General features: G+C 74.2%; 27 protein-coding genes and 1 riboswitch. Of the genes, 18 read left to right on the forward strand and 9 right to left on the reverse strand.

Annotation, left to right across the window (positions count from 1 at the left end; all coding sequences use genetic code 11):
* The first annotated feature begins 165 nt into the window (after positions 1-165).
* The 4 genes from BUE44_RS08805 to BUE44_RS08820 all read left to right on the forward strand — a co-directional run bounded on the left by BUE44_RS08805 (position 166) and on the right by BUE44_RS08820 (position 3,426).
* Positions 166-1,056, forward strand: coding sequence for an RNA polymerase sigma factor (locus BUE44_RS08805; RefSeq protein WP_407640012.1), 891 nt, complete (start codon positions 166-168; stop codon positions 1,054-1,056).
* Position 1,057: 1 nt separating this feature from the next.
* A complete protein-coding gene (locus BUE44_RS08810; protein WP_073495818.1) occupies positions 1,058-1,753 on the forward strand; it encodes a hypothetical protein in 696 nt (231 codons plus the stop codon).
* A gap of 37 nt (positions 1,754-1,790) precedes the next feature.
* Positions 1,791-2,387 (forward strand): hypothetical protein, encoded by a 597-nt coding sequence (locus BUE44_RS08815; RefSeq protein ID WP_143172490.1) that lies wholly within the window; start codon positions 1,791-1,793, stop codon positions 2,385-2,387.
* Positions 2,388-2,472: 85 nt separating this feature from the next.
* The gene (locus BUE44_RS08820; protein WP_073495822.1) at positions 2,473-3,426 is read left to right on the forward strand and encodes a carbohydrate kinase family protein; all 954 of its coding nucleotides are present in this window, start codon (positions 2,473-2,475) and stop codon (positions 3,424-3,426) included.
* 58 nt (positions 3,427-3,484) lie between these two features.
* On the opposite strand, the gene BUE44_RS08825 is transcribed toward BUE44_RS08820, so the two are convergent.
* The 5 genes from BUE44_RS08825 to BUE44_RS08845 all read right to left on the reverse strand — a co-directional run bounded on the left by BUE44_RS08825 (position 3,485) and on the right by BUE44_RS08845 (position 7,386).
* On the reverse strand, positions 3,485-4,300 hold the full coding sequence (locus BUE44_RS08825) for a DUF6227 family protein (protein ID WP_073495824.1): 816 nt from the start codon (positions 4,298-4,300) through the stop codon (positions 3,485-3,487).
* 131 nt (positions 4,301-4,431) lie between these two features.
* Positions 4,432-5,100 (reverse strand): ThuA domain-containing protein, encoded by a 669-nt coding sequence (locus BUE44_RS08830; protein ID WP_073495826.1) that lies wholly within the window; start codon positions 5,098-5,100, stop codon positions 4,432-4,434.
* Positions 5,101-5,152: 52 nt separating this feature from the next.
* On the reverse strand, positions 5,153-5,350 hold the full coding sequence (locus BUE44_RS08835; protein ID WP_073495828.1) for a hypothetical protein: 198 nt from the start codon (positions 5,348-5,350) through the stop codon (positions 5,153-5,155).
* Between the two features lie 4 nt (positions 5,351-5,354).
* Positions 5,355-6,431, reverse strand: a complete 1,077-nt coding sequence (locus tag BUE44_RS08840) for an AraC family transcriptional regulator (protein ID WP_073495833.1) — start codon at positions 6,429-6,431, stop codon at positions 5,355-5,357.
* 316 nt (positions 6,432-6,747) lie between these two features.
* Positions 6,748-7,386, reverse strand: coding sequence for a TetR family transcriptional regulator (locus BUE44_RS08845; RefSeq protein ID WP_073495835.1), 639 nt, complete (start codon positions 7,384-7,386; stop codon positions 6,748-6,750).
* Positions 7,387-7,487: 101 nt separating this feature from the next.
* Here BUE44_RS08845 and BUE44_RS37820 point away from each other — a divergent pair, with 101 nt between their 5' ends.
* Both BUE44_RS37820 and BUE44_RS08850 read left to right on the forward strand, forming a co-directional pair.
* Entirely contained in the window at positions 7,488-7,640 is a 153-nt protein-coding gene (locus tag BUE44_RS37820) for a hypothetical protein (RefSeq protein ID WP_200804374.1), read from the forward strand.
* A 71-nt stretch (positions 7,641-7,711) separates the two neighbouring features.
* On the forward strand, positions 7,712-7,993 hold the full coding sequence (locus tag BUE44_RS08850) for a DUF4190 domain-containing protein (protein WP_407640013.1): 282 nt from the start codon (positions 7,712-7,714) through the stop codon (positions 7,991-7,993).
* Between the two features lie 96 nt (positions 7,994-8,089).
* Here BUE44_RS08850 and BUE44_RS08855 read toward each other — a convergent pair whose 3' ends face one another.
* Complete coding sequence (locus BUE44_RS08855; RefSeq protein ID WP_073495837.1) at positions 8,090-9,535, reverse strand: glycine hydroxymethyltransferase; 1,446 nt, start codon at positions 9,533-9,535, stop codon at positions 8,090-8,092.
* Positions 9,536-9,557: 22 nt separating this feature from the next.
* Positions 9,558-9,647, reverse strand: a riboswitch (ZMP/ZTP riboswitch).
* 154 nt (positions 9,648-9,801) lie between these two features.
* On the opposite strand from BUE44_RS08855, the gene BUE44_RS08860 reads away from it, so the two are divergent.
* The 11 genes from BUE44_RS08860 to BUE44_RS08910 all read left to right on the forward strand — a co-directional run bounded on the left by BUE44_RS08860 (position 9,802) and on the right by BUE44_RS08910 (position 22,162).
* Positions 9,802-10,803, forward strand: coding sequence for an enoyl-CoA hydratase/isomerase family protein (locus BUE44_RS08860; protein WP_079189598.1), 1,002 nt, complete (start codon positions 9,802-9,804; stop codon positions 10,801-10,803).
* Positions 10,804-10,891: 88 nt separating this feature from the next.
* Positions 10,892-11,632 (forward strand): class I SAM-dependent methyltransferase, encoded by a 741-nt coding sequence (locus BUE44_RS08865; protein WP_073495839.1) that lies wholly within the window; start codon positions 10,892-10,894, stop codon positions 11,630-11,632.
* A 248-nt stretch (positions 11,633-11,880) separates the two neighbouring features.
* Positions 11,881-12,906: a LacI family DNA-binding transcriptional regulator gene (locus tag BUE44_RS08870; RefSeq protein ID WP_073495841.1), complete on the forward strand. Its 1,026-nt coding sequence runs from the start codon at positions 11,881-11,883 to the stop codon at positions 12,904-12,906.
* Positions 12,907-13,192: 286 nt separating this feature from the next.
* Positions 13,193-15,109: a ricin-type beta-trefoil lectin domain protein gene (locus tag BUE44_RS08875; RefSeq protein ID WP_079189599.1), complete on the forward strand. Its 1,917-nt coding sequence runs from the start codon at positions 13,193-13,195 to the stop codon at positions 15,107-15,109.
* Positions 15,110-15,388: 279 nt separating this feature from the next.
* The gene (locus tag BUE44_RS08880; RefSeq protein ID WP_073495845.1) at positions 15,389-16,366 is read left to right on the forward strand and encodes a lysylphosphatidylglycerol synthase transmembrane domain-containing protein; all 978 of its coding nucleotides are present in this window, start codon (positions 15,389-15,391) and stop codon (positions 16,364-16,366) included.
* Between the two features lie 218 nt (positions 16,367-16,584).
* Positions 16,585-17,862 carry a glycoside hydrolase family 16 protein gene (locus BUE44_RS08885; RefSeq protein WP_073495846.1) on the forward strand — a complete coding sequence of 426 codons (1,278 nt, stop codon included), beginning with the start codon at positions 16,585-16,587 and terminating at the stop codon, positions 17,860-17,862.
* Positions 17,862-19,244: a chitinase gene (locus BUE44_RS08890; protein WP_073496203.1), complete on the forward strand. Its 1,383-nt coding sequence runs from the start codon at positions 17,862-17,864 to the stop codon at positions 19,242-19,244. The genes BUE44_RS08885 and BUE44_RS08890 overlap by 1 nt, the downstream gene beginning before the upstream one ends.
* 94 nt (positions 19,245-19,338) lie before the next feature.
* Positions 19,339-20,082 (forward strand): response regulator transcription factor, encoded by a 744-nt coding sequence (locus tag BUE44_RS08895; RefSeq protein WP_073495848.1) that lies wholly within the window; start codon positions 19,339-19,341, stop codon positions 20,080-20,082.
* Positions 20,079-21,575, forward strand: a complete 1,497-nt coding sequence (locus tag BUE44_RS08900) for a sensor histidine kinase (protein WP_073495850.1) — start codon at positions 20,079-20,081, stop codon at positions 21,573-21,575. Before BUE44_RS08895 ends, BUE44_RS08900 begins: the two co-directional genes overlap by 4 nt.
* Positions 21,576-21,722: 147 nt before the next feature.
* Positions 21,723-21,941 carry a hypothetical protein gene (locus BUE44_RS36365; RefSeq protein ID WP_107415657.1) on the forward strand — a complete coding sequence of 73 codons (219 nt, stop codon included), beginning with the start codon at positions 21,723-21,725 and terminating at the stop codon, positions 21,939-21,941.
* Positions 21,938-22,162: a hypothetical protein gene (locus BUE44_RS08910; protein ID WP_073495852.1), complete on the forward strand. Its 225-nt coding sequence runs from the start codon at positions 21,938-21,940 to the stop codon at positions 22,160-22,162. Before BUE44_RS36365 ends, BUE44_RS08910 begins: the two co-directional genes overlap by 4 nt.
* A 73-nt stretch (positions 22,163-22,235) precedes the next feature.
* Here BUE44_RS08910 and BUE44_RS08915 read toward each other — a convergent pair whose 3' ends face one another.
* Both BUE44_RS08915 and trxA read right to left on the reverse strand, forming a co-directional pair.
* Positions 22,236-23,933 (reverse strand): bifunctional 3'-5' exonuclease/DNA polymerase, encoded by a 1,698-nt coding sequence (locus BUE44_RS08915; protein ID WP_200804375.1) that lies wholly within the window; start codon positions 23,931-23,933, stop codon positions 22,236-22,238.
* A gap of 104 nt (positions 23,934-24,037) precedes the next feature.
* Positions 24,038-24,409 (reverse strand): thioredoxin, encoded by a 372-nt coding sequence (gene trxA / locus BUE44_RS08920; RefSeq protein ID WP_073496208.1) that lies wholly within the window; start codon positions 24,407-24,409, stop codon positions 24,038-24,040.
* A gap of 106 nt (positions 24,410-24,515) precedes the next feature.
* Between trxA and BUE44_RS37400 the strand changes: the two genes are divergently transcribed.
* Positions 24,516-24,716 carry a hypothetical protein gene (locus BUE44_RS37400; RefSeq protein WP_079189602.1) on the forward strand — a complete coding sequence of 67 codons (201 nt, stop codon included), beginning with the start codon at positions 24,516-24,518 and terminating at the stop codon, positions 24,714-24,716.
* A gap of 210 nt (positions 24,717-24,926) precedes the next feature.
* On the opposite strand, the gene BUE44_RS08925 is transcribed toward BUE44_RS37400, so the two are convergent.
* Positions 24,927-26,213 carry a citrate/2-methylcitrate synthase gene (locus BUE44_RS08925; protein WP_073495854.1) on the reverse strand — a complete coding sequence of 429 codons (1,287 nt, stop codon included), beginning with the start codon at positions 26,211-26,213 and terminating at the stop codon, positions 24,927-24,929.
* Between the last annotated feature and the right edge of the window lie 36 nt (positions 26,214-26,249).

The raw sequence follows: 26,249 nt of genomic DNA on the forward strand, positions 1-26,249 counted from the left end.
TGCGGATGGGGCCGGTGTGACGTTTTCGGCGTCCTGAGCGCTGTGAGAAGCAGGACCGTGCGCCCGAGGGCGGCGCGCGGTCCGCCATCGAGCGAGGGGGGCCGGCGGCATGGCGCCACGCGCGTACCGCCCGGCTCCCGGCACCGCGCCCTGCCGGGGCGCGGTGTGACACCTGTCGCGGCCCCGGCGCTGTACCTGTCGGGACGGCCACCCCGCGGGGACCACCGCCCCGGGGACATGGGCACGATGCGCGGTGCCGCGACGTACGAAGAGGGAACGGTGGTCGGTGCCGGTGGGCGGCGGCGTGCCCGGGCGGACGACGGGGCGCTCGGCCGCGCCGTGACGCGAGCCCGCGACGGCGACGAGGCCGCCTTCGGTGTCGTCTACCGCGCGGTCCAGCCGATGCTGCTGGGATACGTACGCGGTCTGGTCGGCGACGACGCGGACGACGTGGCCGCCGACGCCTGGCACGACATCGTCCGCGACCTGGCCGCCTTCCACGGCGACGGCGCCGCCTTCCGCGCCTGGACGGCGACCATCGCCAGGCACCGCGCGCTGGACCACCTGCGCCGTCTCGGCTCCCGCCCGCGTACCACCGCCCTCGACACGGTCGCGGGCGAACCCGCGGCCGCACCCGACACCGCGGGGGTCGCCCTGGAGAACCTGTCCACCGCCCGCGCCCTGGCGATGATCGCCGCCCTGCCCCCCGACCAGGCGGAAGCCGTCCTGCTCCGCGTGGTCGTCGGCCTGAGCAGCCCGGCCGCGGCCGAGGTCCTCGGCAAACGCCCCGGCGCCGTCCGCACCGCCGCCCACCGCGGCCTGCGCCGCCTCGCGGAGCAACTCGCCCCGCCGCGCGGCTCTGCCGCGGAGGGCGCGCCGGGCGCGGGTGACGCGATGGACGGGCCAGGTGTGCTCGGCGTGCCGGGCGCGGTGGACGCGGGCGGTGGGGGAGACGGGCGGGAAGCGGTGGGCGGGCCCGGCGAGCAGGAGCCGGCGGGCGCGAGCGACCCGCCGGGCGGCGGGGGGTCGGGCTGCGGTGGCGACGGGGAGGCGTGAGGTGCGGGGCGGGAGCGAGCCGGGGGCGGCGGAGGTCGAGCGACTGGTGGACCGGGTGGCCGGCGGGGAGGCGGGGGATCCGCGGTGGAGCGCTCTCCTGGTGGTGCTGACCGCCGCGGCACGCGGAAGTGCCGTCGATCCCGCGCGGGAGCAGGCCGCGGTCTCCGCCTTCCGGGCCGCCGCGACCGTCCGGTCGGCAGGTGCGGCCAGGCCGGCCCAGGGCGGCCGGCGGCGCCGCCGGTCCCTGCGGTCCGCGCGGGCGCTGGCCGGCGGGCTGGTCGCGGTCTTCGCGCTGTGCGGCGTCGCGGTCGCGGCGGGCGCCGGCGTCCTGCCGGCCCGCGGGCACGTCGCCCACGGCGGCCCGCCGCGCGCGCCCGCGGCCCGTACGGCCGCCCCGGCGCCTGCCACGGGCGCCCCTTCCGGCAGCCCCCTGACCGTGCCGGGCGGCACGGCACCCCAGGCGCCCGTGTCCCGGACGCCCGCCACCGGAGCGCCGCCGCCCCCGCACACCCGGGTCGCCGTGCCGCCGCACGCGGTCAAGGCGCTGTGCCGGGTGTACGCGGCGGCCGTACGCGACGGCCGCCCGCCCGCGGCCAAGTTGACGGCCCGGTTGCAGCGGGAGGCCGGCGGGAGCCGCCGGGTCGCCGCCTACTGCAACGCCCTGCTGGCGGCCACGTCCGGCGCGGCGGCGAAATGACCTTGGTTCCCGGGGCCCATCGGGCAGAGTGGGCCGCATGCAGCCAGAGGTCCCGTCGCCGAACGACCCGCACGTGCGCCACATGCGGGCGATGTTCCTCGCCGTCATCACCGGAAGCTTCCTGTTCCTGATCCCGTGGATCGCCTACCTGTCGGTCAGCCTGCCGACCCACCGCACGGTCGCGAACTGGCGCTACGCCTGGGTCGGCTTCGACGGCGCGCTGATCGTCGCGCTCGGCATCACCGCGCTGTGCGCCTGGCGCCGGTTGCAGATCTTCATCCCGTGGGCGGTGGCCACGGCCACGCTGCTGTGCTGCGACGCGTGGTTCGACATCGTGCTCGACTGGAACAGCGACGATCTGACCGGCGCCGTCGTGACCGCCGTGGTCGCCGAACTGCCGCTGGCCGCACTGCTGCTGTACGCGGCCAGGAAGATGATCCGGCTGACCGTGACCATCGCCTGGCGCCGGGCGGGCCGCAGTGGACCCGTACCGCCGCTGTCGCGGCTCTCGCTGATCGTGCTCACCGACCACGAGGAGCACGAGCGCGCCCGGGAGTGGGAGCGGGAGAGCGACTGGCAGCGCGTCCACGGCGAGCGGCGGGACGGCGACCGGAACAACCGCCGCCGGCCATGATCTCTTGCGGACCCGGGCGGTTCGGCAATATCTTGCAGCAAGTTGCAGCGCGACGAGGCGCGTTGGACGGCGGCGGGGAGCACGGATGACCAGCACCGCACCGGCCGGCCCTGACTACGACGTGCTGGTGGTCGGCGGCACCGGCGTGGACACCATCGTCCTGGTGGACGAACTGGCCGTCCCCGGTGGCGACTTCCTCGCCGTCCCGCCGATCAGGGACTACGTGGCGCACACCGGCAACGGCGTGGCCCTGGGCTTCCACGCGCTGGGCCTGTCCACGAAGTTCGTCGACTTCCTCGGCGACGACCCGCAGGGCCGGATGATCCTGGACCGCTACGCGGCCGCCGGCCTCGACTTCAGCCATCTGCCGGCGCCGGCCGGCACCCCGCGCAGCGTCAACCTGGTGGACCGCGAGGGGCGGCGCTTCTCCTTCTTCGACGGCCGCCACCCGCACGACCTCGCACTGCCCCGCGACTTCTACCTGCCGTATCTCGGAGCCGCCCGGCATGTGCACGTCTCCCGCTCGCCGCACGCGGAAGCCGTCTTCGCCGACGCGGTGCGGCTCGGCCGTACCGTCTCCACCGACCTGCACGCCTGGGACGGCGAGGACGCCTCGGCACACCCCTGGGCCTACGGCGCCGACCTGGTCTTTCTCAGCGCCGCCACCGTCGGGGAGCGCATTCCCGCGGTCATGCGGCAGATCCTGGAGCACGGCAGGGCGGTCCTGGTGGTGGCGACGGACGGCGCCGCGGGCTGCCACGTCATGGAGCGCGGCGACAGCGGGCCGCGGCACTTCCCCGCCGTCGCGCCGGAACGCCCGGTGGTGGACAGCAACGGCGCCGGGGACGCCTTCCTCACCGCCTTCCTGCACAGCCGCTTCTCCGGTGCCACGTTGGAGGCGTGCGTGCTGGCCGGATCGGTCTCGGGCGCCTATGCCTGCGGCAGCCCCGGCACCCACGAGGAGCTGATCAGCGCCGCGGCGCTCGCCGCGGCCGTCGAGAGGGCGGGGCGCCCCGGCGCCGGCGTGCCGGTGAACTGACCCGCCGGTGAGCCGACCCGCTGCCGTCCGGCCCCGGCCAGCGGCCGCCGCGCAGCGCTCAGCCCGCCTCGATCCGCCGGATCGCGGTGTCCATCGCGGCGTCCTGCGAGGCGTAGACCTCGCACACCGGGTCGCCGCTCGGCGTGCGGGTGTGGTCGATCTCCCACAGGCTCACCTCGCTGCCGTCCAGCAGCAGGAACGCGTGCTCGTACAGTGACCAGGACACGTGGCGGCCGGCGACCAGCGCCGTTCCACGGGTGACGATGCTGATGTCGTGCGCGATGGCCGCGCGCAGCCGGATACCGACGTCGCTGCCCGGCGCGCCGGCGCCGGTGTTGGCCGCCCTGCGCAGCAGCCGCCTGGCGTGCTCGGCCGAGTCGCCCTCGGTGTAGGCCCGCCGGAGAGCGTTCTCCGGGCCCGGTGCGAGCAGGGCGTCCACGTCCTCGGTGGCGCGGTCCAGCCGCGGGGCGCCGGTCCGCGCGTCGTAGGGCATCTCCTGCGGGCCCGTGGACCCGCCGAAGGCCGTGTCGACCTCCCACTCGGCGAGCGTCAGCCCCTCCTGCTCGGTGAAGACCGAGCGGTGGGTCAGCGCGTCAGGGCCGGTGTCGTGCTCCAGCTCCCACAGCACCCGCACGCTGCCGTCCGGCAGCAGGAAGCTGTGCCGGAAGGTCCGCCGGTTCATCCGCCGCGGCGGGCCCTTGGTGTGGCGGCACGACTGGAGGCCGCAGTAGTGCATCAAAGCGAAGCGGACGGCGTCCAGTCGACGTGCCGCCGCGGCCCCGTTGTCCGCCCTTTCGAGCAGCCGGGCCAACTGGTCGGCCGGCGCACCGCCCGACCGCTCGGGTTCTGCCGTGTCCGCGCCGCTCACGTCCATACGGTCCTCCCGGCCTTCGCCGTACCCAACCCCGCCCGGCGACTCAGGGTAGTAGCGTCGTCGCCGATTGCGCCCGCGAACGCCGACATTTCCGGGCGTGCGGCCGGTTTTCGCGCCCCCCGGCGACCGGATCAGCCCTGCGCGCGCCCGGCCGACCACAGCAGCGCCCCCCGCAGATGCGCGAGGAAGCGCGGGTCGGCGTAGGCCTCTTCCGTGTGGCCGAGCGCGGTGGAGAACGACCGGCCCGCACCGACCTGCCGGCACCAGGCCAGCGGATGGTCGGCGCCCATCGTGCCGCCTTCATACCGCCGTTCGTCCACCGACGCCAGTACCCGCACACCGGCGCCGCGCGGACTGGCGGCGAAGTCGTACCACTCGTCGGTCCATTCCCAGGCGCGCGGCAGGTGCGAGGTCGCGGGATGGCCCGGGTCCTCCACCGTCACCGCGGCGGTCTGCACGGCGGGATGCCCGGTGAACCGCGCCCCGGTCAGCTCGCCGTACCAATCCCAGTCGTATTCGGCGCAGGTCGCGGCGTGCACCCCGAGGAAGCCGCCGCCCCCGGTGACGTACGCCCGCAGCGCGTGCCGGGCGCCGTCGTCGAGCACCTCGCCGGTGGGGGAGAGGAAGACCACCGCGGCGCAGTCCGACGCCAGCAGGCGGGTCAGCTCCCGGGGATCCTCGGTGTGCCGTACCGACAGGCCCTCGGGTGCGGCGAGTTCGGCGAGCGCGGCGGCGCCGGCGCCGATCGAGTCGTGCCGGTAGCCGGCGGTCGCGCTGAAGACGGCGACGTGCTCGGACATGTGCTGGTCGCTCCTGCGGTACGGGAGAAGGGGACTCGGGGGTCGAGCGGGATCAGCCGGCGGGCGGCTGCCGCGTACCGCCCGGGTGTTCGGCGCCGGGGAAGGGGGCGTCGCAGCGGGCGCAGCGGTCGGCCCTCATGTCCTCGCGCATCGCACCGCACGTGACGCAGACCCGGTCGAGCCAGCACACCGGGTCGCCGCCCTCGGCGTGCTCCCCGGGCTCCCGCCGGTCGTCGTGGCCGCCGGTCATGCGCTCACGGCTCCTGTTCCGGTCGGGGGGCCGGCGCCGCCGCCCGGCCGGTGTCGCGGGCGTCCCACCGGTTCATCGCCCGCCGCAGCGACCGGGTCTCGGCGAAGCCGAGCCGTGCGGCGGCGCGTTGGGCGGAGTCGGTGCCGGAGCGGCGCAGGCCGGCCGAGCGTTCCCTGCGTACGGAGTCGAGTTCGGCCCGCCAGGTGGTGCCGGACTCGGCGAGCCGCCGCTGCAAGGTGCGCGGGCTGACCGCGAGACTGCGGGCGGTGCTGCTCAACGACGGTCGGCCGTCGGCCAGTTGCGCGAGGATCGCGGTCCGCAGGCCCGGCAGCGGGTCGGCCGGCCCCAGCGGTGGGGGCGGGAAGGCCGCGGCGGACCGCTTGATGATCGCGGCGAGCGCCGGGTCCGCGGTGACCATCGGCAGCGCCAGGTCCCTGCGGTGCAGGGTGAGCGTATCGGCGGGGGCGCCGAAGTCGACCCTGGCGCTGCCGAAGCAGTCGGCGTGCGCGGTGGTCCGCCGCGGTGCCCGGTGGGCGAAGGACACCCGGATCGGCGAGAGCGCTTTCCCGGTGCCGTGCCGCAGCTGCCCGGTGAGTACCGCGAGGACGAACTCGGCCACCACGCCGCGCATCTCGTGGTCCGGGCGCAGGATGTCGTAGGTGACCGTGACCTCGTCGCCCGACACGTCGGTGGTGAGCCGGGAACTGCTGCTCACCAGGTGCACGTGCCTGGCGCCGAGCGCGAGGCCCTCCCCCAGGGTCGGCGCGGTGCTGATCAGATAGTCGACCAGGTCGAAGTGCCCGTGCCGGTAGCGCATGGCGGTCAGCAGGCCCGCGTCGGCCCGCCCGGTGCGGGTCAGCACCTCGCGCCACAGCCGGAAGGTGCCGGCCGACGGCATCCGCGCGGTGTCCGGGGCGCGCAGCGCGGTCGGCAGGCCCGCGGCCCTCACCAGCGCGTCGGCCTCCGCGCCGTCACGCGCGGCGGCTCTGGCGATGAATCTGGGCACCACGACGCAGTCGGTCAGCGCGGCGGTCGCGGCCGGCTCGGCGGCGGCCGGCGGCGGAGGCTCGGAGTGCGGCATGCCAGTCACCTCGGCAAGTCTGCTGTCTGCGGCGGTCTGTGCGGGTGGGGGCGACCAGGGGACAGCCCGGTGCGCGCCGCGTCGGGAGCGCTCCCGAAGCCTACGCCCGGGCTGGCGCGTTCCGTCCGCTGTCTGGCGCGTTCTGTCCTCCCGTGGACGAACTGCCTGGTCCACCATCGGGGCAATGGTGCCCAAGGGCGCCGGGTTCGCTCGCGCGGGGGAGCGCGGCGACATCAGGGGGAGGGCGCCGGCGCGAGCGGTTCACCGTTCGCGCCGGCGAGAGCGCGCGCCCCGCCGCCGGCAGCGCTGGGCGTGATCACGCCGGCCTCTCGTCCCAGTGCCTCCGCCCCACGCTGATGATCTGCATCTGCAGCCGGGCCGCGCGGGTGATCTCCTCCCGCGCCGCCCGATCGTCCTGCGGCGCCTCCATGATGGCCGCGGCCGTCAGCACCATGTGGTCGACGTACAGCCCGGCCAGCACCCGCAGGTCCGCCGCGTTCCACCCCGCCGACACCGGTTGTGACGCGAGCCCGGCCGCCACCTCGTCGGTGAAGCGCCCCAGTTCGGCGGCGATCGCCTGGCGTACCGGCCGCACCCCGCCGTAACGCTCGCGCGCGATGAAGCGGACGTGCGCGCGGTGCTCGTCCACGTAGCCCGCGGTTATGGCCACCGTGCGGTCGATCAGCTCGTCGGAGTCCTGGCCGCCGGCGGTCATCGCGTTCCTGATCACCGCGTGCAGGCTGCCCAGCGCCTCGCTGACCAGGGCCACGCCCAGCGCCGCCATGTCGGGGAAGTGCCGGTAGAAGGCGGCCGGCGTCACTCCGACCGCCCGGGTCACCTCGCGCAGACCCAGGCTGCTCAGGCTCTGCCGGTCGAGAAGCCGCAGCCCGGCGTCCAGCAGTGCCTGCCGGGTCTGCTCCTTCTGGGCCTGCCGGATGCCCGGTGTGTGACTCATGTCATTCAGTAAACAACCGTTCTCCCGAATCCGCCACTGTAGAATCGGACTCAGTGAACAAGTGTTATCCCAAATTCCCACACCTCGGAGGTGCAGTCGGCATGAGCCTCGTCGTCCTCCTGCTCTGCTTCGGCGTGATCATGGGCACCAGCGCCCACATCTCGCTTACCGCGTTCACCGTCGCGTCCGCCGCCATCGCGGTCTGGCTGCTCGCCTTCGCGATACGCGAGGCCGTCGGCCGGCACCGCGGCTGACCCGACGCCGCGCCGCGAACGCGGCGGAACCCCGAACCGCGCACTTCCCCCGGCTTCCTGGAGAGGACACCGTGAACACCGCAGCCCACCCGGCCGCGACCGGCACGCCGGCCGCTCCCACCCGTGACGCCGACGGCATGGCCGTCGCCTCCTTCCTGCTCGGCCTGCCCGGCCTGCTGGTCCTCAACCTGGTGCTCGGCCCGGCCGCGATCGTGCTGGCCCTCACCGCCCTGGCCCGCGGCACCCGCCGCCGCGCCCGCGCCTTCCTCGGCCTCGCCCTCGGTGTCGCGGCCCTCGCGATCCAGGTCGGGGTGGTGATCGCGGGCCACGGCGTGCTCTGGTCCTTCACCTGACGCGGCCTTCACCTACGCGTCTTTCACCTGACGCGTAGGGCACATGGCGAAGGCCCGGCCGAACCGGCCGGGCCTTCGCCATGTGCGGTACGCGGGTCAGCTCAGGTCGATGCCCGGGTAGAGCGGGAAGCCGGCCAGCAGGTCGCAGGCCCGCTTGGCGACCTGGTCGGCGACCGCCGCGTCCAGCACGTGGTGCGCCTTGGACAGCCCGCCCTTGGGCGCCGCCGCGGCCGTCGTGCCCGACAGCACCGTGTCGATGAGCCCGGCGATCTCGTCCATCTCCTGGACGCCGAGGCCGCGGGTGGTCAGCGCGGGAGTGCCGATCCTGATGCCCGAGGTGTACCAGGCGCCGTTCGGGTCCTGCGGCACCGAGTTGCGGTTGGTGACGATGCCCGCGTCCAGCAGCGCCGCCTCGGCCTGCCGGCCCGTCAGGCCGTAGCCGGACACGTCGATCAGCACCAGATGGTTGTCCGTGCCGCCGGTGACCAGCTTCGCGCCCCGGGTGAGCAGCCCCTTGGCCAGCGCCCGCGCGTTGTCCACGATCCGCTGCGCGTACGCCCCGAACTCCGGCCTGGACGCCTCGGCCAGCGCCACCGCCTTCGCCGCCATCACATGCGGCAGGGGGCCGCCGAGCACCATCGGGCAGCCGCGGTCGACGTGCTCGGCCAGCGAGTCGTCGCACAGCACCATGCCGCCGCGCGGCCCGCGCAGCGACTTGTGGGTGGTGGTGGTGACGACGTTCGCGTGCGGCACCGGGTCGAAGTCGCCGGTCAGCACCTTGCCGGCGACCAGGCCCGCGAAGTGGGCCATGTCGACCATCAAGGTCGCGCCCACCTCGTCGGCGATCTCCCGCATGATGCGGAAGTTCACCAGCCGGGGGTAGGCGGAGTAGCCCGCCACGATGATCAGCGGGCGGAACTCGCGGGCCGTCGCCCGCAGCGCCTCGTAGTCCAGCAGACCGGTCACCGGGTCGGTGCCGTAGCTGCGCTGGTCGAACATCTTCCCCGAGATGTTCGGCCGGAAGCCGTGTGTGAGGTGGCCGCCGGCGTCCAGCGACATGCCCAGCATCCGCTGGTTGCCGAACTCCGCCCGCAGTTGCGCCCAGTCCTGCTCCGACAGGTCGTTGACCTGCCGCACCCCGGCCCTGGCGAGCCCCGGTGTCTCCACCCGCTGCGAGAGCACCGCCCAGAAAGCCACCAGGTTCGCGTCGATCCCGGAGTGCGGCTGCACATACGCGTGCGCCGCGCCGAAGACGTTGCGGGCGTGCTCGGCGGCCAGGGCCTCGACGGTGTCGACATTGCGGCAGCCGGCGTAGAAGCGGCGGCCGACCGTGCCCTCGGCGTACTTGTCGCTGAACCAGTTGCCCATCGCCAGCAGCACGGCGGGGGAGGCGTAGTTCTCGCTGGCGATCAGCTTGAGCATCTCGCGCTGGTCGGCCAGCTCCGCGCCGATGGCGTCGGCCACCCGCGGCTCGACCCCGCGGATCACCTCAAGGGCACTGCGGAAGGCGATCGACTCCGTGCTGTACGCGTCTGCTGCCATGGCGGTCCTCCGGTTGTCGTCAACGGACGGCCCAGGCGCACGGCTCTCATCTCCCGCCGAGCCGCTCCCCGATGGTTGACCCCATCCCAGCGCGCCAGTCACGACCCGCCCGCACCTTATCAATTCCCGGGTGCGCCCCCGCCCCGCCCCGCGCGCCGGGGTGCGGCCGGCAGATCCGGCGGCCTCAGGAAAGGCCTGCAAGGGCCGGGTGTTTTCATGGAGCGGCAGCCTGCGAAGGGCAGGCCGTTCGACGCAGGGGAGCCAGCATGCGCAAGCCGGACCGGGCCGAACCCGCGGACTCCGTGCAGACCCGGGTCGACGACAGCGGCACCGCGGTCCTGGCGCTGGCGCGCCCCGCCGCGCTGAACGCCCTGGACCTCACGATGGTCCGCCGCATGACCGCTGCCCTCACGGCGTGGCGGGACGACCCCGCCGTACGGTCCGTGGTCGTCCGCAGCACCTCGCCCAAGGCGTTCTGCGCGGGCGGCGACATCCTGGCCGTACGGGCCGCCGGCCTGGCCGGCGACGACACCGCGGTCCGTACGTACTTCTCCGCCGAATACGGGCTCAACGCGCTGATCGCCCGCTATCCCAAGCCGTACACCGCCGTGATCGACGGCTACGCGATGGGCGGCGGCCTGGGCATCTCCGTGCACGGCTCCGCGCGGGTGGTGACCGAGCGCGCCGTGCTCGCCATGCCGGAGACGGGCATCGGCTTCTTCCCCGACATCGGCGCGAGCTGGTTCCTTCCCCGCCTGCCGGGCGCCTTCGGCTGGTATCTGGGGCTGACCGGGGCGCGGGTCGGCGGGCAGGACGCCGTGGCCTGCGGGCTCGCCACCCACTACGTCACGGCGGCCGACCTGCCGGCTCTGGAGGCCGCGCTGGCGGCGGCCGGCGACGGGCCCGACGCCGTGCTGCGGCACTTCGCCGCGAGGACGCAGAGCCCGCCGCCCCCTGCCCACGTGGAAGAGATCGCCCGCTGCTTCTCCGCCCCCGACCTCGCGCAGGTGCGGGCCAGGCTGGCGGCCGAGACGCGGGCGCGGGACTGGGCAGGCGACACGCTGGCCCTGCTGGACGCGGCCTCGCCGGCGAGCCTGGCGATGACCTTCGACCTGCTGCGGGCCGGCGCGGACTCGACGCTGGAGCAGTGCCTGGCGCGGGAGCTGGAGTCGGCGTGCCGCACCGCACGCACCGCCGACTTCCACGAGGGCGTGCGCGCCGCGCTGGTCGACAAGGACCGCAAACCCGCCTGGTCGACCACCGTGTAGCCCACATCGTGAGACGGCGGTGTCATCATGCGGACGCCGAGGCGTAGCGTGATCCCCGAACCCCCAACGACGACGGGAACACCACGCCATGCCTCGGGAATGGGACGCGAAGACCTACGACGCCCTGCCGCTGCCGCACCTCGGCTGGGGACGGCGCACGCTGGCCAGACTGCCGCTCAAGGGCGACGAGCGGGTGCTCGACGCGGGTTGCGGCACCGGCCGCGACACCGAGGGCCTGCTCGACCTGCTGCCGGACGGCAGGGTGGTCGCGGTGGACGGTTCGGTCCGCATGCTGGACCAACTACGGGAGCGGCTGGCCGGCCGGCTGGACCGGGTCGAGGTCGTGCACGCCGACCTGACCGAACCGCTGCCCTTCGAGGGCGAGGTCGACGCGGTCTTCAGCGTCGCCGCCTTCCACTGGATCGAGGACCACGCCGCGCTCTTCCGCGCGCTGGCCGCCCGGATGCGCCCCGGTGCCCGCCTGGTCACCGAGTGCGGCGGCCGCGGCAACATCGCCGCGGTCAACGCGGCCGTCGCCGACGTCCGCGGCGGCGCCCCGGACATGTGGGACTTCGCCGGCGAGGAGGACACCCGGCGGCGCCTGGCAGCGGCCGGCTTCACCGACGTCGAGGTGGCGCTGCGGCCCGACCCGGCCAGGTTCGAGCCGGGCGAGCAGTTCGAGGCGTATCTGGCCACCGTGATCCTGGGCGCCCACCTGGACGCGATGGCGGACGCCGACCGCGAGCCGTTCGTCAAGGCGGTGGCCGGCCGCCTCGCCGAGCCGGTCGCGGACTACGTGCGGCTGGAGATCTCGGCCACCCGGGCGTGAGCGGTCAGGGCCGGTCCCTCCACGGAGCTTCCTGGGACCGGCCCTCCCGCTCAACCGGTTGAGGGCGAGCGGTCGGACCGGCGGCCGGCGGGCCGTGCCGGGGCGCGTTCCGCGTTGTTAAGGTGTGCGGGCCGATCACCCGCGCCACCGGGGGCGGACCCGCCCGGCACCGACACAAGCCAGCCCATCCCCCCACGCCCCACCCGCCGTTCACGGCCCGCGGGCCGCCCTGCCGTATCGAGGCCGACATGAGCCCCAAGAAGCGTCCCACCATCGCCGACATCGCCGAGGCCGCCGGCGTGTCCAAGGGTGCCGTGTCCTACGCGCTGAACGGCAAGGCGGGCGTCTCCGAGCAGACCAGGGCCAGGATCCTGGAGATCGCCGCGCGGATGGGCTGGCACCCCAGCAGCGCGGCCCGCGCGCTGTCCGACGGGCGCAGCGGCGCCATCGGGCTGGTGGTGGACCGGCCGGCGTGGGTGCTGGGCATCGAGCCGTTCTTCATGCAGCTGATCTCCGGCGTCGAGGCGGGCCTCGCCCCGACCGGTACCGCGCTGCTGCTCCAGGTCACCGACGACGCCAGGGCCGAGGAGCTCGCCTACCGGCGGTGGTGGGGCGAGCGCCGGGTCGACGGCGTGCTGCTGGTCGACCTGCGCGAGCAGGACCACCGGCTCGGCCTGGTCGCCGAACTGGGCCTGCCCGCGGTCGTGATCGGCCACGCGGCCGTCACCTCCGGCGTGCCGTCGGTGTGGATCAACGACGGCGCCGCGGTGCGCGAGACGCTGGCGTACCTGGCCGCGATGGGGCACCGCAGGATCGCCCGGGTCGCGGGCCCCGCGCACTTCGTGCACACCAGGGAGCGCGGCGAGGCCTTCGACGCGGCCACGGCGGAACTGGGCATCGACGGCGTGCCGTGCGTCTACACCGACTACTCGGGCGAGGACGGCGCGCGGGCCACCCGGCGGCTGCTGTCCGGGTCGCTGCGGCCCACCGCGATCGTCTACGACAACGACGTGATGGCGGTGGCCGCGCTGAGCGTCACCCAGGAGATGGGCGTGGCGGTCCCCGCCGAACTGTCGCTCGTCGCCTGGGACGACAGCGAGCTGTGCCGGCTGGTGCACCCCGCGCTGACCGCGGTGAGCCGGCGGGTCATGGAGTACGGGGAGCGGGCCGCCACCGCGCTGCTCTCGCTGATCGACGGAACCCCCGTCCCCGACATCCTGCTCCCGCCGCCGGCCCTCGTGCCCCGCGGCAGCACCGCGCCCTGCCTGGCCTGACCGACCCGCTCCACCAGCGTCCCCGCACCTGTCGTGCGCGGGCCCTCAGGTATGCCCGTACGCCGGGCCGCGGCATCCGCTGAAGCGGTCAACCGCCTTGCGTTACATGGTGTTTCACCGCAGCGCACGCCGTTCGATCCCTTGACGGCCGTGATGCGCCCTAGTTAAATCACGTCGCGATATAAGTCGTGAAACAAGGTGTGAAACAAGCGTGCGGACCCCCTCACCGCATGCCTGACCATGTCAGGCCCATGCCATCGCGCCGTGCCGAGAAAGGCAACGACCCATGAGCGCAGCAACCCGGCCCCACACGGGCAGATCCTCCGGATCCCGACTGCGACGCGTCATCGTCGGGACGCTCACCGCCGCAGCCGCGGCGATCACCCCCATGCTCGCCGTACCCGCGACCGCGCACGCCGCGGGCGAGGGCGTGCAGGTCTACCTCACCACCACCAACGACTCCGGCGGCCGCAACGTCGTCAAGGGCCTGGAACAGCAGGCCCCGCTGTCCTTCGCGTCCGGCACCGGCGGGTCGGGGCAGAACGTGACGGTGGACGAAGGCACCACCTACCAGCAGTTCACCGGCGGCGGCGCGTCGTTCACCGACACCGCGGCCTGGCTGATGAACAGCAGCGGCGCCCTGTCGGCGTCGACCCGCAACACGGTCATGCAGAAGCTGTTCGACCCGGTCAACGGGATCGGCCTGGGCTTCCTGCGCAACCCCATGGGCGCCTCCGACCTGGCGCGCGGCAACTACACGTACGACGACATGCCCGCGGGCCAGACGGACCCGTCGCTGGCGCACTTCTCCATCGCCCACGACCTGGCCGACGTCGTCCCGCTCACCAAGCAGGCCCGGCAGCTCAACCCGAACGTCAAGGTCATGGGCACGCCCTGGACCCCGCCGCCGTGGATGAAGGACAACGGCGCCTACAGCCAGGGCTGGCTGCAGTCGCAGTACTACGCCGCCTACGCGCAGTACTTCGTCAAGTACCTGCAGGCCTACCAGGCGCAGGGCGTCCCGGTGGACTACGTCACCGTGCAGAACGAGCCCACCTGCTGCAGCGGCTACCCGTCGGCGCAGTGGGACGGCTCGGGCCTGGCGTATTTCACCAAGACCAACCTGCTGCCCGCCCTGCACGCGGCCGGGCTGTCCACCAAGGTCCTGGCGCTGGACTGGAACTGGGACACGTACGACAGCTACGCGGCCCCCACCGTCACCGACGCCGCCGTGCGCAACGACCCCAACTTCGGCGGGATCGCCTGGCACGGCTACGGCGGCAGCGTCGGTGAGCAGACCACGATCCACAACCAGTACCCGAACCTGCCCGCCTTCGACACCGAGCACTCCGGTGGCACCTGGATCGCCAACCAGCAGAAGGAGGACATGGAGAACCTGATCGACTACACCCGCAACTGGGGCCAGAGCTGGGTCAAATGGAGCCTGGCGGTCGACCAGAACATGGGGCCGCACAACGGCGGCTGCGGCACCTGCACCGGACTGATCACCGTGCACAACGGCGACAGCCGCAGCGGGCAGGTGGACTACACGATCGAGTACTACACGATGGGCCAGCTCACCAAGTTCGTGAAGCCCGGTGCCACCCGGATCGCCTCCTCCGACAACGCCACCGTCCGCAACGTCGCCTGGCGCAACCCCGACGGCTCCAAGGCGCTCATCGCCTACAACGAGTCGTCGTCCGCGCAGACCCTGCGGGTCAACTGGGGCAACGAGAACTTCTCCTACTCGCTGCCCGGCGGCGCCTCCGCCACCTTCACCTGGGCCGGCACCCCGGGGTCCGGCGGGAGCACCGGCGGCCACACCGGCACCATCACCGGCTACGGCGGCAAGTGCGTCGACGTCGCCGGCGCCTCGTCCACCAACGGCTCCGCCGTGCAGCTGTACGACTGCAACGGCACCACCGCCCAGTCCTGGACCGCCTCGGGCACCACCTTCCAGGCGCTCGGCAAGTGCATGGACGTCGCGTCCGCCGGCACCGCCAACGGCACCAAGGTGCAGCTGTACGACTGCAACGGCACCGCCTCGCAGGTCTGGACCAGAGGCGCCAACAACACGCTGGTCAACCCGCAGTCCGGCAGATGCCTGGACGCGACGGGGCCCAGTTCCGCCAACGGCACCCGGCTGCAGATATGGGACTGCAGCGGCGCCGCCAACCAGCAGTGGACCGCGCCGGCCGCGTGATCCGCTGACCCCCTGAACGGCCGGTCCGCGGACCTCTCACCGCGCCCGGCCTCGCCGAAAGGAAGAGGAAGACGGCCGCCGGTCCCGCGCAGCCAGCGCGGGCCGGCGGTCCGGCGTGCCAGGAGGCGGAATGTCCGGATCGGCCGCCTACCGAGTCGTCGACAGCTGTTTGTCAGACGTTGACCCAGGTGGCCGTGTGCGATGGGGACGAGGTGGCCGCGGCCGCCTAACCTGGGCTGGAGCGTCCGCCCGCCGTGCCCCACGCGACGAGGAGTCCCCGTGTCCATCGCCCGCAACGAGGGTGCCGGCTGGCAGCGCACTTCTGCGCGGTCGATGGCGGTGGTACTGCCGGTGGTCGCCGTGGCGGCCCTGGTGACCAGCAAGTGGGCGATGATCAACACCAGTGCCGGCCAGCTGGGGTCCGCGGACGGCGAGTGGATCGCCGTGGCCTGCCTGGCCGCCTTCATGACCTGGGTCTTCTCGGCCACCGCCCTGCAGGGCGCGGTGATCGAACGGCTGCCCTCCGGGCTGCTGCTCGCCGCGCAGTTCGCCGCCTCCGCGGCCAACCACATCCTGCCCGCGGGCGTCGGCGGCAATGCCGTCAACCTGCGGTTCCTGGTGCGCAGGGGACTGACCCCGACGCGTTCCGTGGCGGCGCTCGCGGTACGCGCCGGCGCCGCGGCGATCGGCCGGATCGCGCTGCTGCTCGCGGTGCTCGGGCTCTTTCCCGGCGCCCTGCACCTGCACCGGGTCATCGGCGGCGGACCCGGGCTCCCCAGGCATCCCCTGGTGATCGCCGGTGTGGCGGCGGCGATCGTGGCGGGCGGCGTCGTGCTGATCCGGTGCGCCCGCCGGCTGCGCGACCGGCTGCGGGACTTCCTCGGCTCGGTCGCGCACGACGTCCGGGTGCTGCACGGCAACCGCGCCCGGGTGGCGGCGCTGTGGGGCGGCTCGCTCGCCTTCCCGGCCATGCACGCGGCCGTGCTGGTCTCGGTGGCCCGCGCGGTGCACGCCCCGGTGCCGGTGAGTGGCGTGGTGGTGGCGTACCTGTTCGCCAGCACCGCGGCCGGCTGGCTGCCGACGCCGGCCGGGCTCGGCTCGCTCGACGCGGCACTGGGCCTGGCCCTGATCACCGCGGGCGCCTCCGCGGTCGCGGCCACCTCGGCGGTCCTCGGCTACCGGCTGGTCACGACCTGGCTGCCGCTGATGCCCGGCGTCCTGGTGCTGGCGATGCTGGTGCGACGCCGCGAACTCTGAGCGGCCCGAGGAAAGTTCTTGGTACAGACCTTTGCCGGAAGTATTGACGGCACTTCTCCCCGCCATTTAAATCACGTCCTGAACTAAGACGTGAGCGAAGTAGCCCCCCGGTGCACACGACTCGCCGGGGGTGCGATTCGGCTCGCCGCCTGTCAGGAGCATGACCTCCCTGTGTGCTCCGGTCCCGTGTTTCCGCCGCCCCTACCGAGGAGCCCGGCATGTCGGCATCACCCCCCACCCGACGGATCAGACGGATACGCCCCCTCCCGCTGCTGGCCGCCGCCGCCCTGCTGCTCGGCGGGCTGCTGCAGCAGACCGCGTCCCCGCACCGGGCCGCCGCCGCGCCCGACGTGGCCCCCGCGGCCGCCACCGCCACCTTCACCGACGACTTCAACGGCGCCGCGGGCAGCGCGGTCGACAGCTCCAAATGGGGCTACGAAACCGGTGACAACGTCAACAACCACGAGCGCGAGTACTACACCAGCGGCACCCACAACGCCGCGCTCGACGGGCAGGGCGACCTGGTCATCACCGCCCGCAAGGAGAACCCGGCCAACTACCAGTGCTGGTACGGCACCTGCCAGTACACCTCGGCCCGGCTGTCCACCCCGCAGAAATTCAGCCAGGCCTACGGCCACTTCGAGACCCGCATGAAGCTCCCCCGCGGGCAGGGCATGTGGCCGGCCTTCTGGATGCTCGGCGGCGGCAACTGGCCGACCGACGGCGAGATCGACATCATGGAGAACGTCGGCTTCGAGCCCGGCAGCGTGCACGGCACCATCCACGGCCCCGGCTACTCCGGTGCCAACGGCATCGGCGCCGGCTACACCCTGCCGAACGGGCAGAGCTTCTCCGACGCCTTCCACACCTTCGCCGTCGACTGGGCGCCGAACTCGATCAAGTGGTCCGTCGACGGCAACGTCTACGAGACCCGCACCCCCGCCGACCTCAACGGCAACCGCTGGGTGTACGACCACCCCTTCTACCTGATCATGAACCTGGCGGTCGGCGGCTACTGGCCCGGTGACCCGGACGGCAGCACCACCTTCCCGCAGCAGCTCGTGGTCGACTACGTCCACGTCACGACCTCCGACACCTCGGGCGGCGGCACCGGCGGACACCCCATCACCGGCATCGGCGGCAAGTGCGTCGACGTCGCGGGCGCCAGCACCGCCAACGGCGCCGCGGTCCAGCTCTACGACTGCAACGGCACCTCGGCGCAGTCCTGGACGGTCGGCTCCGACGGGACGATCAGGGCGCTCGGCAAGTGCCTGGACGTGACCGCGGCAGGCACCGCCGACGGCACCAAGGTCCAGCTCTACGACTGCAACGGCAGCAACGCCCAGAAGTGGACGGTCTCGGCCGCCCACGACATCGTCAACCCCGCGGCGAACAAGTGCCTCGACGCGACGGGCAGCAGCTCGGCCAACGGCACCCGGCTGCAGATCTGGACCTGCGCAGGAACCGCCAACCAGAAGTGGACGGTGACCGGCTGATGAGAAGGCAGCACGCCGTCATCCTCGCCACCGCGCTGGCCGCCGGCACCCTGGGCACCTTCGGTGTCACGCAGGCCGCCGGCGCCGACCCCGCGGGCGCCGTCACCGGCTACGGCGGCAAGTGCGTCGACGTCGCGGGCGCCAGCAGCGCCAACGGCGCGGCCGTCCAGCTCTACGACTGCAACGGCAGCACCGCGCAGTCCTGGACGGTCGCCTCCGACGGCACGCTCAGGGCGCTCGGCAAATGCATGGACGTCACCGCCGCCGGCACCGCCAACGGCACGAAGATCCAGCTCTACGACTGCAACGGCACCAGCGCCCAGAAGTGGACCGCCGGCGGCGGCACACTGGTCAACTCCGGCTCCGGCCGCTGCCTGGACGCCACCGGCCCCAGCTCCGCCAACGGCACCCGGCTGCAGATCTGGGACTGCGCCGGCTCCGCCAACCAGACCTGGACGTTGCCCACCGGTACCGGTACCCCACCGACCAGCCCGCCGCCCGCCAACGGCGTGCAGGCCGTGGCGCCGTACCTCTACAACGGCTGGGGCAACCCGCCCGACCCGACCACGATCATGAACGCCACAGGGGTGAAGTGGTTCACCCTGGCCTTCGTGCTCAGCAACGGCACCTGCAACCCGCAGTGGGACGGCGGCCGCGCGCTGACCGGCGGCGTCGACCAGGCCACCATCACCAAGATCAGGGCGGCGGGCGGCGACGTGGTCCCGTCCTTCGGCGGCTACAGCGGCAACAAGCTGGAGCAGTCCTGCACCAGCGCGAGCGCGCTGGCCGGGGCCTACCAGAAGGTCATCAGCGCCTACGGGCTCAAGGCCATCGACATCGACATCGAGGCCGACGCCTACAGCAACGGCACCGTCCAGCAGCGCACCGTCGACGCGCTCAAGACCGTCAAGGCCAACAACCCCGGCATCGCGGTCTACGTCACCATCGGCACCGGGCAGAGCGGCCCGGACACCGGGCTGATCAACAAGGCGGCCGCCTCCGGGCTGACCGTCGACAGCTGGACGATCATGCCGTTCGACTTCGGCGGCGCGGGCCAGAACATGGGCACCCTGACCACCAGGGCCGCCGACGGCCTGAAGAACGCCCTCAAGAGCGCCTACGGCTACACCGACGACCAGGCCTACCGGCACAGCGGCATCTCCTCGATGAACGGCATCACCGACAACAACGAGACCGTCACCGTGGCCGACTTCCGCACCATCCTGGCCTACGCGCAGAGCCACCACCTGGCCCGGCTGACCTTCTGGTCCGCCAACCGGGACCGGCCCTGCCCCGGCGGCTACCCCAACGACGACACCTGCTCGGGTGTCTCGCAGCAGGCCTGGGACTTCACCCGCACCTTCGCGCAGTACGGCGGATGAGACCCCGGTGACAGCACTCCGCTCCCCGGCCGTGTAGGCATGGTTCCCGCGATGCACCATGCGACGGCGGCCGGGGAGCGGAGGCAGGGCGGACATGAGGGTCAGCACGGGAACCCCGGAAACCGGCGGCGGTGACCTGCGCGGGCGGGTCCTGGTGGTGGACGACGACGCCGCCATCCGCCGCTCGCTCGGCCGCGCCCTGCGGCTGTGCGGCTTCACCGTCGGCGAGGCGGACGGCGGCGCCGCCGCCCTGGAACAGCTCCGCGGCCCCGGCGCCCCCGACGTGCTGGTGCTCGACATCTCCATGCCCGGCATCGACGGCATCGAGGTCTGCCGCACCCTGCGCGCCGCCGGCGACGACCTGCCGGTCCTGGTGCTCTCCGCACTCGACGAGGTGGCCGACCGGGTCGCCGGACTCCAGGCCGGCGCCGACGACTACCTCGTCAAACCCTTCGCACTGGAAGAGCTGGTGCTTCGGCTGAACGCCCTGCTGCGCCGCCGCCCGCCCGGGCCCGAGGACCAGGTGCGCGCCTGCGGCCTGGTCCTCGACCCCGCGGCCAGGACCGCCACCAGGGACGGCGACCCGCTCGACCTGACCCGGCGGGAGTTCGAGCTGCTGGAGACGCTGGCCCGCAACACCGGCATCGTGCTGACCCGCGACCAGCTGCTCGACCGGGTCTGGGGCTACGACTTCGAGGTCCGCACCGACGCCGTCGACACGTTCGTCAGCTATCTGCGGCGCAAGCTGGAGGCCGGCGGTCGCCCCCGCATCCTGCACACCGTCCGCGGCGTCGGCTTCGTCCTGCGCCAGGGCGACGGCGGCGGGAGCGGCACATGAGACTCTCCACCCGCATCGCCGTGGCCGTCGCGGTCGTGGTCCCGCTGCTGGTCCTCGGCTCCGGCTGGATCATGGTCAGGCTCGTCAGCCGGGACGTGCACGCCGCCGGCGACGCCCACCTGCGCGAACGCGCCACCGCCGTACGCCCGGAAGCCCTCGGACTGCTGCGGGCGATGGCCAACGACCGCCCGGCGAGCGTCGAGCAGGCCAGGCAGCGCCGGCTGTTCACCGCCGCGCTCGACGTCGGCATCCGGGTGACCGGGGCGGACGGCACCGTCACCGGCGGCCCGCAGCCCGCCGCCCCGGTCACCCTGCCCTCGCCGCCGGACGCCACCCGCCCGGTCACCGTGGCGGCCGGGGCTCAGGGCTGGCGCGTGCTCGCCGTGCCGCTCACCGCGGTCCGGCCCGCCGCGAGCGGCACCCTGTGGCTGTTCTCCCCCGACGGCGCGGGCCGGCGGCAGATCGCGCAGGTACGCCGCCGGGTCGTCACCGTGGCCCTGCTGACCGCCCCGGTCGCCGGCCTGCTCGCCTGGCTGGCCGCCGTACGCCTGGCCCGCCCGCTGCTCGCCCTCCAGCGCCGCGCCGCCGGCATCGACCCGCGGACCAGCGCGGCCCGGCTCGACCACGCCCGCACCGGGGTGTCCGAGGTCGACGACCTGGCGGGCACCCTGCAGACCGTCCTGGCCCGCTACGACGAGCAGGCCGCCCGCACCGCCGAAGCACTGGTCACCGCGCGCTCCTTCTCCGCCGCCGCCTCGCACGAGCTGCGCACCCCGCTGATGAGCATGCGGATCGACCTCGACGTGCTGGACGGCGACCCGGCGCCCGAGGGCGCCGAGCGCGCCGAGGTCGTCGCCGACCTGCGGGCCGCCCACGAACGGCTGCTGGGCCTGCTGGTGATGCTGCGCACCCTCGCCCAGGGCGACCTGGTCGAGGCCGACGCCTTCGTGCCCGTCGACCTCGCCGACCTGCTCGACTCCGCGGTACGCGACCTGCGCCGCGACCACCCCGCGGCCAGGATCACCGTGCGGACCGCGGGACCCTGTGCCGTACGCGCCTGGCCGCAGGGCCTGCGCTCCGCCGTCGACAACCTGCTCAGCAACGCCGTGGTGCACGGCTCCGGCCCGGTCGAGGCGGCGCTGGCGCCCACCGCGGACGGCGCCGCCGTGCGGCTCACCGTCGGCGACCACGGCCCCGGAGTCCCGCCCGGGGCGCGGGCGTCGGTCTTCACCCGCTTCCAACGCCGCCAGGACAGCCCGGGTTCGGGCCTCGGCCTGGCTCTGGTCGGCCAGCAGGCCGCCCTGCACAGCGGCACCGTCACCGTCACCGACCGCCCCGACGGCACGCCCGGCGCCTGGTTCGTCCTCGACATCCCGCACATGGCGCAGGGCCCTGCCCTGCCACGGCAGCGCGACTGGCTCACCGCGGCTCCCGCAGGCTCGGACGCCGGCCCGGACGCGACCCCACAAGATTTCCACAAAGACCGCTCCTAGCCTCCGGCGAACCGGCACCGCGCAGCAGCCGGTGCCGTCACCGAGGCGGGCAAGGCGCCGACCGGCGACGGCGCCCGCGCGCTGTGCAAGCGCCTGCCGGCCGTCGACGCGCGCATCGACCGCGCCCTGGCCAGGCTGAACGGCCCGGTGACCGAACGCGGCTCCGTCGCCCGGCTCCAGCAGCGCATCACCAATGCCGACGCCAAGGGCGACACGGCCGTGTCGACCTTCCTCAAGGACCGGCTGACCTTCCGACAGTCGCTGGTCGCCAGCCTCGGCAAGCGCTCCACCGACCTGGACGCCGTCCGCACCTGGTGCGGCACCCAGCACTTCCCGGCCAAGGTCAAGAAGGGCAGCGGCAAATGAGCGGGGCGCGCGGGAAGGCCCTCGCCCTGCTGCCGGCCGCGGCGCTGGCCGCGCTGCTGCTCACCGGCTGCGGCAGCCACAGCGGCGCCGCCGGTCCCGCCGGCCCGGGCAGCACCTCGCCGACGCCGGCCGCCTCCGAACTCGCCCACATGCAGAAGCTGGTGGACGACGCGGACTCGGCCGCGGCGGTGGCCGACTCCGACGCGGCGGCGGACAGATGACCGCAGCAGACAAGTGACCATGGCAGACAAGTGACCGCGGCCGACGGCTGACCGCGGCCCGACGTCCGGCGGGCTACTTCGCGTCCGCGTAGCGCTCCACCGCGTGGGTCTCCAGGGGGAAGGGCACCGGGGTCGCGCCGAAGACCAGGCGGCGGGCCTCGTCGGCCGCCGCCGCGACCGCGGACTCCACGGCGGGCGCGAGGTCCGCCGGGGTGTGCACGACCACCTCGTCGTGCTGGAAGAACACCAGCCGCGGGGCGGACCCGATCGCCGCCAGCTCCCTGCGCAGCGCCGCCAGCATCGCCAGCGCCCAGTCCGCCGCGCTCGCCTGGATCACGAAATTCCGGGTGAAGCGCCCCCAGGACCGGGCCGCCCTGCGATCCGGCGACGCCCCGTCCGCCGGGTCCGCCGCCTCGTCCACGAAACGGTCGGCGGACGGCGCGGGGGACGTCCGGCCGAGCTGCGAGCGTACAATCCCGCCCGCCTCGCCGGTACGGGCCGCGGCCTCCACCAGCGCGAGCGCCACCGGGAAGCGCCGCCGCATCACCGCGAGCAACTGGCCCGCCTCACCACTGGTCTGCCCGTACATCGCGGCGAGCAGGGCGATCTTGGCCCGCGGCCGGTCCCCGCCGAAGGCGTCCTGCGCGACCGCCGCGTACAGGTCGCCGCCGGCCGCCGCCCCCGCCAGACCCTGGTCGCCGGACATCGCGGCAAGCACCCGCGGCTCCAACTGGCCGGCGTCCGCGACCACCAGCAGATGGCCGGGGTCGGCGACCACGGCCGCCCGCAGCGGGCGGGGAATCTGCAGCGCCCCGCCGCCCCGCGTCGCCCAGCGCCCCGACACCACACCGCCGACCACGTACTCGGGCCGGAAGCGCCCGTCACGCACCCAGGCCTCGCGCCATGCCCAGCCGTGCGCGGCATGGATACGCGACAGCTCCTTGTACCGCAGCAGCAGCCCGGCTGCCGGGTGCTCCACCTTGCGCAGCTCGTGCGAACGGGTCGATGCCAGCGGCACCCCCACCCGCGCGAAGGCCGGCAGCAACTGAGCGGGGGAGTCGGGATTGACCGGGCGGCCCAGCGCGTCCTGGATGCGCTGCGCCAGCTCGCCGAGCCTGGCCGGCCTGGCACCGCCCGCCGGGCGCGGCCCGAGCAGCCCGGTCAGCAGCTCGTCGTGCGCCCGCGCGCTCCACGGCAGACCGTCCCTGCCCATCTCGACCGCCGCCAGTGCGCCGGCGGACTCCGCCGCGCACAGCAACCGCATCCGGTCCGGCCGGTCGCCCGCCCCGATCCGCCGCTGCTGGGCGGCATGCACCTCGACCAGCGCCGCCAGCGGGTCCGCGTCCGGCGGCAGATGGTGCCGGTCGGCGGCGAACAGCACCGGCTGGTCGTCGCCGCCCGCCTCCGGCGCGTCCGGCGGCTCGGGCAGTCCGTGCAGCCGCGCCCAGGCCGCCCCCAGCGAGCGCGGCCTGCCGTGCCTGCCCTCCTGGCCGAGCAGCAGCGACTCGACCAGCTTCACGTCATGGCACCGCCCGACCCGGACCCCGCCCCGGTCCAGCAGCCCCTGATAGACCTCCTCCGTCCCGCCCCACACCCAGCGCGGGCCGGCCGCAGCCTCGACCTCCCGCACCGCCCGGGCGAGATCGGCCACCACCGCGGTCCCGCCGACCGTCCCGCCGTCCTCCCCGAGCCCGCACAGCCGCCCGCCGCTCCCGACCGGATCGGCCACCACGGCCACCCGCCCGGCTCCTGCGTCAACGGCTGCGTCCACTCCCCGAGAGTAGGTCCGACCACTGACAATGCCGCCGGCGGCCGTCTTGGGAACGCCGAAGAGCCCGGCGGCGTGTGGCGCCTGCCGGGCTCGGGGGCGAGGGGTCAGTCCTGCTTCGCCTGGGCTTCCTCGACGGACTTGTGTACCTCCGCCATGTCCAGCGCGCGGGCCTGCGCGATGACGTCCTCCAGCGCGGGCTCGGGCAGCGCGCCCGGCTGCGCGAAGATCGCCACCTTGTCCCTGACGATCATCAGCGTCGGGATCGACTGGATCTGGAAGGCCGCCGCAAGCTCGGGCTGGGCCTCCGTGTCGACCTTCGCGAAGACCAGGTCCTGGTGCTTCTCTGACGACTTGTCGTAGACCGGCGCGAACGACCGGCACGGCCCGCACCAGGCGGCCCAGAAGTCGATGAGGACGAAGTCGTTGGCGGACACGACCTCGTCGAAATTCTCCTTGGTCAGCTCCACAGTGCTCATGCCCTCCCCAACGGGTGGCGGTGCCGGGAAATTCCGTCCTTCACTCGTCCGGGTGGAGCCGCCCGCGCCTCCATGGCGTGGGGCCCCGCGCACTCGTTGTCCGCGTATGGCACCGATGCAGAGGAACGCGCGAGCCGCCGGGAACCCGGCTCCAGCTGGAACGGTTCTGCACCACACCCGCGCCGACGCGCCGGTCTTCGCCGCCCTGGCCGACCAATGGCGCTCCGCCGGCCGCATGGTCCCCGGCCAGGCCGACCCCGAATGGTCCACCCTGACCACCCGCATCCCCCGCGTGACCTTGCCCTGACCCCGGACCCCCAGGGGCGCGGGGAAGTGCGCGAGCAACCACATCGGACGGGAAGCAAGCATCGCCCCGGCAAGGGGCACCCCCCAGGGGCGCGGGGAACTGCGCGAGCAACCCCGACGGCGGGAAAGATGACGACGCCCCGGCAAGGGGCACTCACCCGGGGGCGCGGGGAACTGCGCGCACAACCCCCCGGCCGGCAGCCGCGCCCCCTCACCCCCGCGGTAGCGGCACCGGCTGGGGCGCCCCCACCCCGGCATAGACCCCCCTGGGCCGCAGCCGCAGCGCCCGCTCCCCGTACTCCTCCAGCGCGTGCGCGACCCACCCCGCGGTCCTGCCCACGGCGAAGACGGCCTCGCCGGCTTCCGCCGGCATCCCGGAGGCGACCGACAGGACGGCGAGCGCGAGGTCGACGTTGGCGTGCAGCGGTGTGTGCCGCGCCGCCGTGGCGATCGTGTCGCGTGCCGCGGCGAGCGCGTCCGCCGCCGCGGGCACGTCGGCGAGGAGGGTGAGGAGCAGCCGCGCCCGCGGGTCCTCGCCGTGGTAGAGCCGGTGCCCGAGCCCCGGCACGCGCTGCCCGGCGCGCAGGTGCGCCGCGACGACGGGACCGGCGCCGCCGGCCAGGACGTCGGCGAGCATCCGGTGGGCGAGCGCGCTGGCCTGCCCGTGCAGCGGCCCGTCGAGCGCCCCGAGCCCGGCCGAGACCGCGGCGTAGGGGTGCGCGCGGCCGGAGGCCGCGACACGGACGGCGAGGGTCGACGTGGCCAGGTCGTGGTCGATGAGCAGGACGAGCGCGGCGTCGAGGACCCGCAGCGACGCCGCGTCCGGCTCCTGTGCGGTGAGCCGTGTCCACAGCCGCCGGGCGATCGGCGCGTCGCCGGGGGCATCCTCCCCGCCGGCCGGCGGCAGCGCGTCGACCAACGTCGGGATCAGCCCGCGGGCGCAGCCGAGCACCGCCTCCCGGGTGAGGTCGAAGCGCAGCGGATCGGCCGCGCCGGCGGCGATCACCGCGACCCGCATCCGGTCCATCGGCCCGCTGCCCGCGGGCAGTGAGCCAGCCGCGGCCCGGGCGGCGGCCAGCGGCTGCGGAGGAGCGATGAAGCGGACGCCGACCTCCAGCTCCCCGGTCCACAGCCACTGCGCGACGTCCTCGTATGCGTAGGCCTCCGCAAGGGCGACCGCGTCCACGCCGCGGAAGGCGTAGCTGTCGGTCGCCGCGTCGATGAGGGTGATGCCGGTGCGGATGCGGCCCCATCCCTCGGCCTCGCCGTCGGAGGGGGAGCCCGAGGCGGCGGTGCCCGCTCCGGCCCGTCCCCTGGCGGCCAGGGCCGCGACCTCGGCCGGGTCGAAGGTGCTGCCCCGCCCGCCGGCGGCCCGCCGGCTGTCGAGCAGCCCCCGGCTGACGTAGGCGTACAGCGTCTCCGGCTTGACGCCGAGCCGCGCCGCCGCCTCCCGCGTGCTGATGCGGGCGTCGTCGCCGCCCGCTGCCCCGTCCGTCATGGGCGCCACCGTATCCACCTCAGGTCAACTCTTGCT

The sequence above is a fragment of the Actinacidiphila paucisporea genome, assembly GCF_900142575.1.
Lineage (GTDB): Bacteria > Actinomycetota > Actinomycetes > Streptomycetales > Streptomycetaceae > Actinacidiphila > Actinacidiphila paucisporea.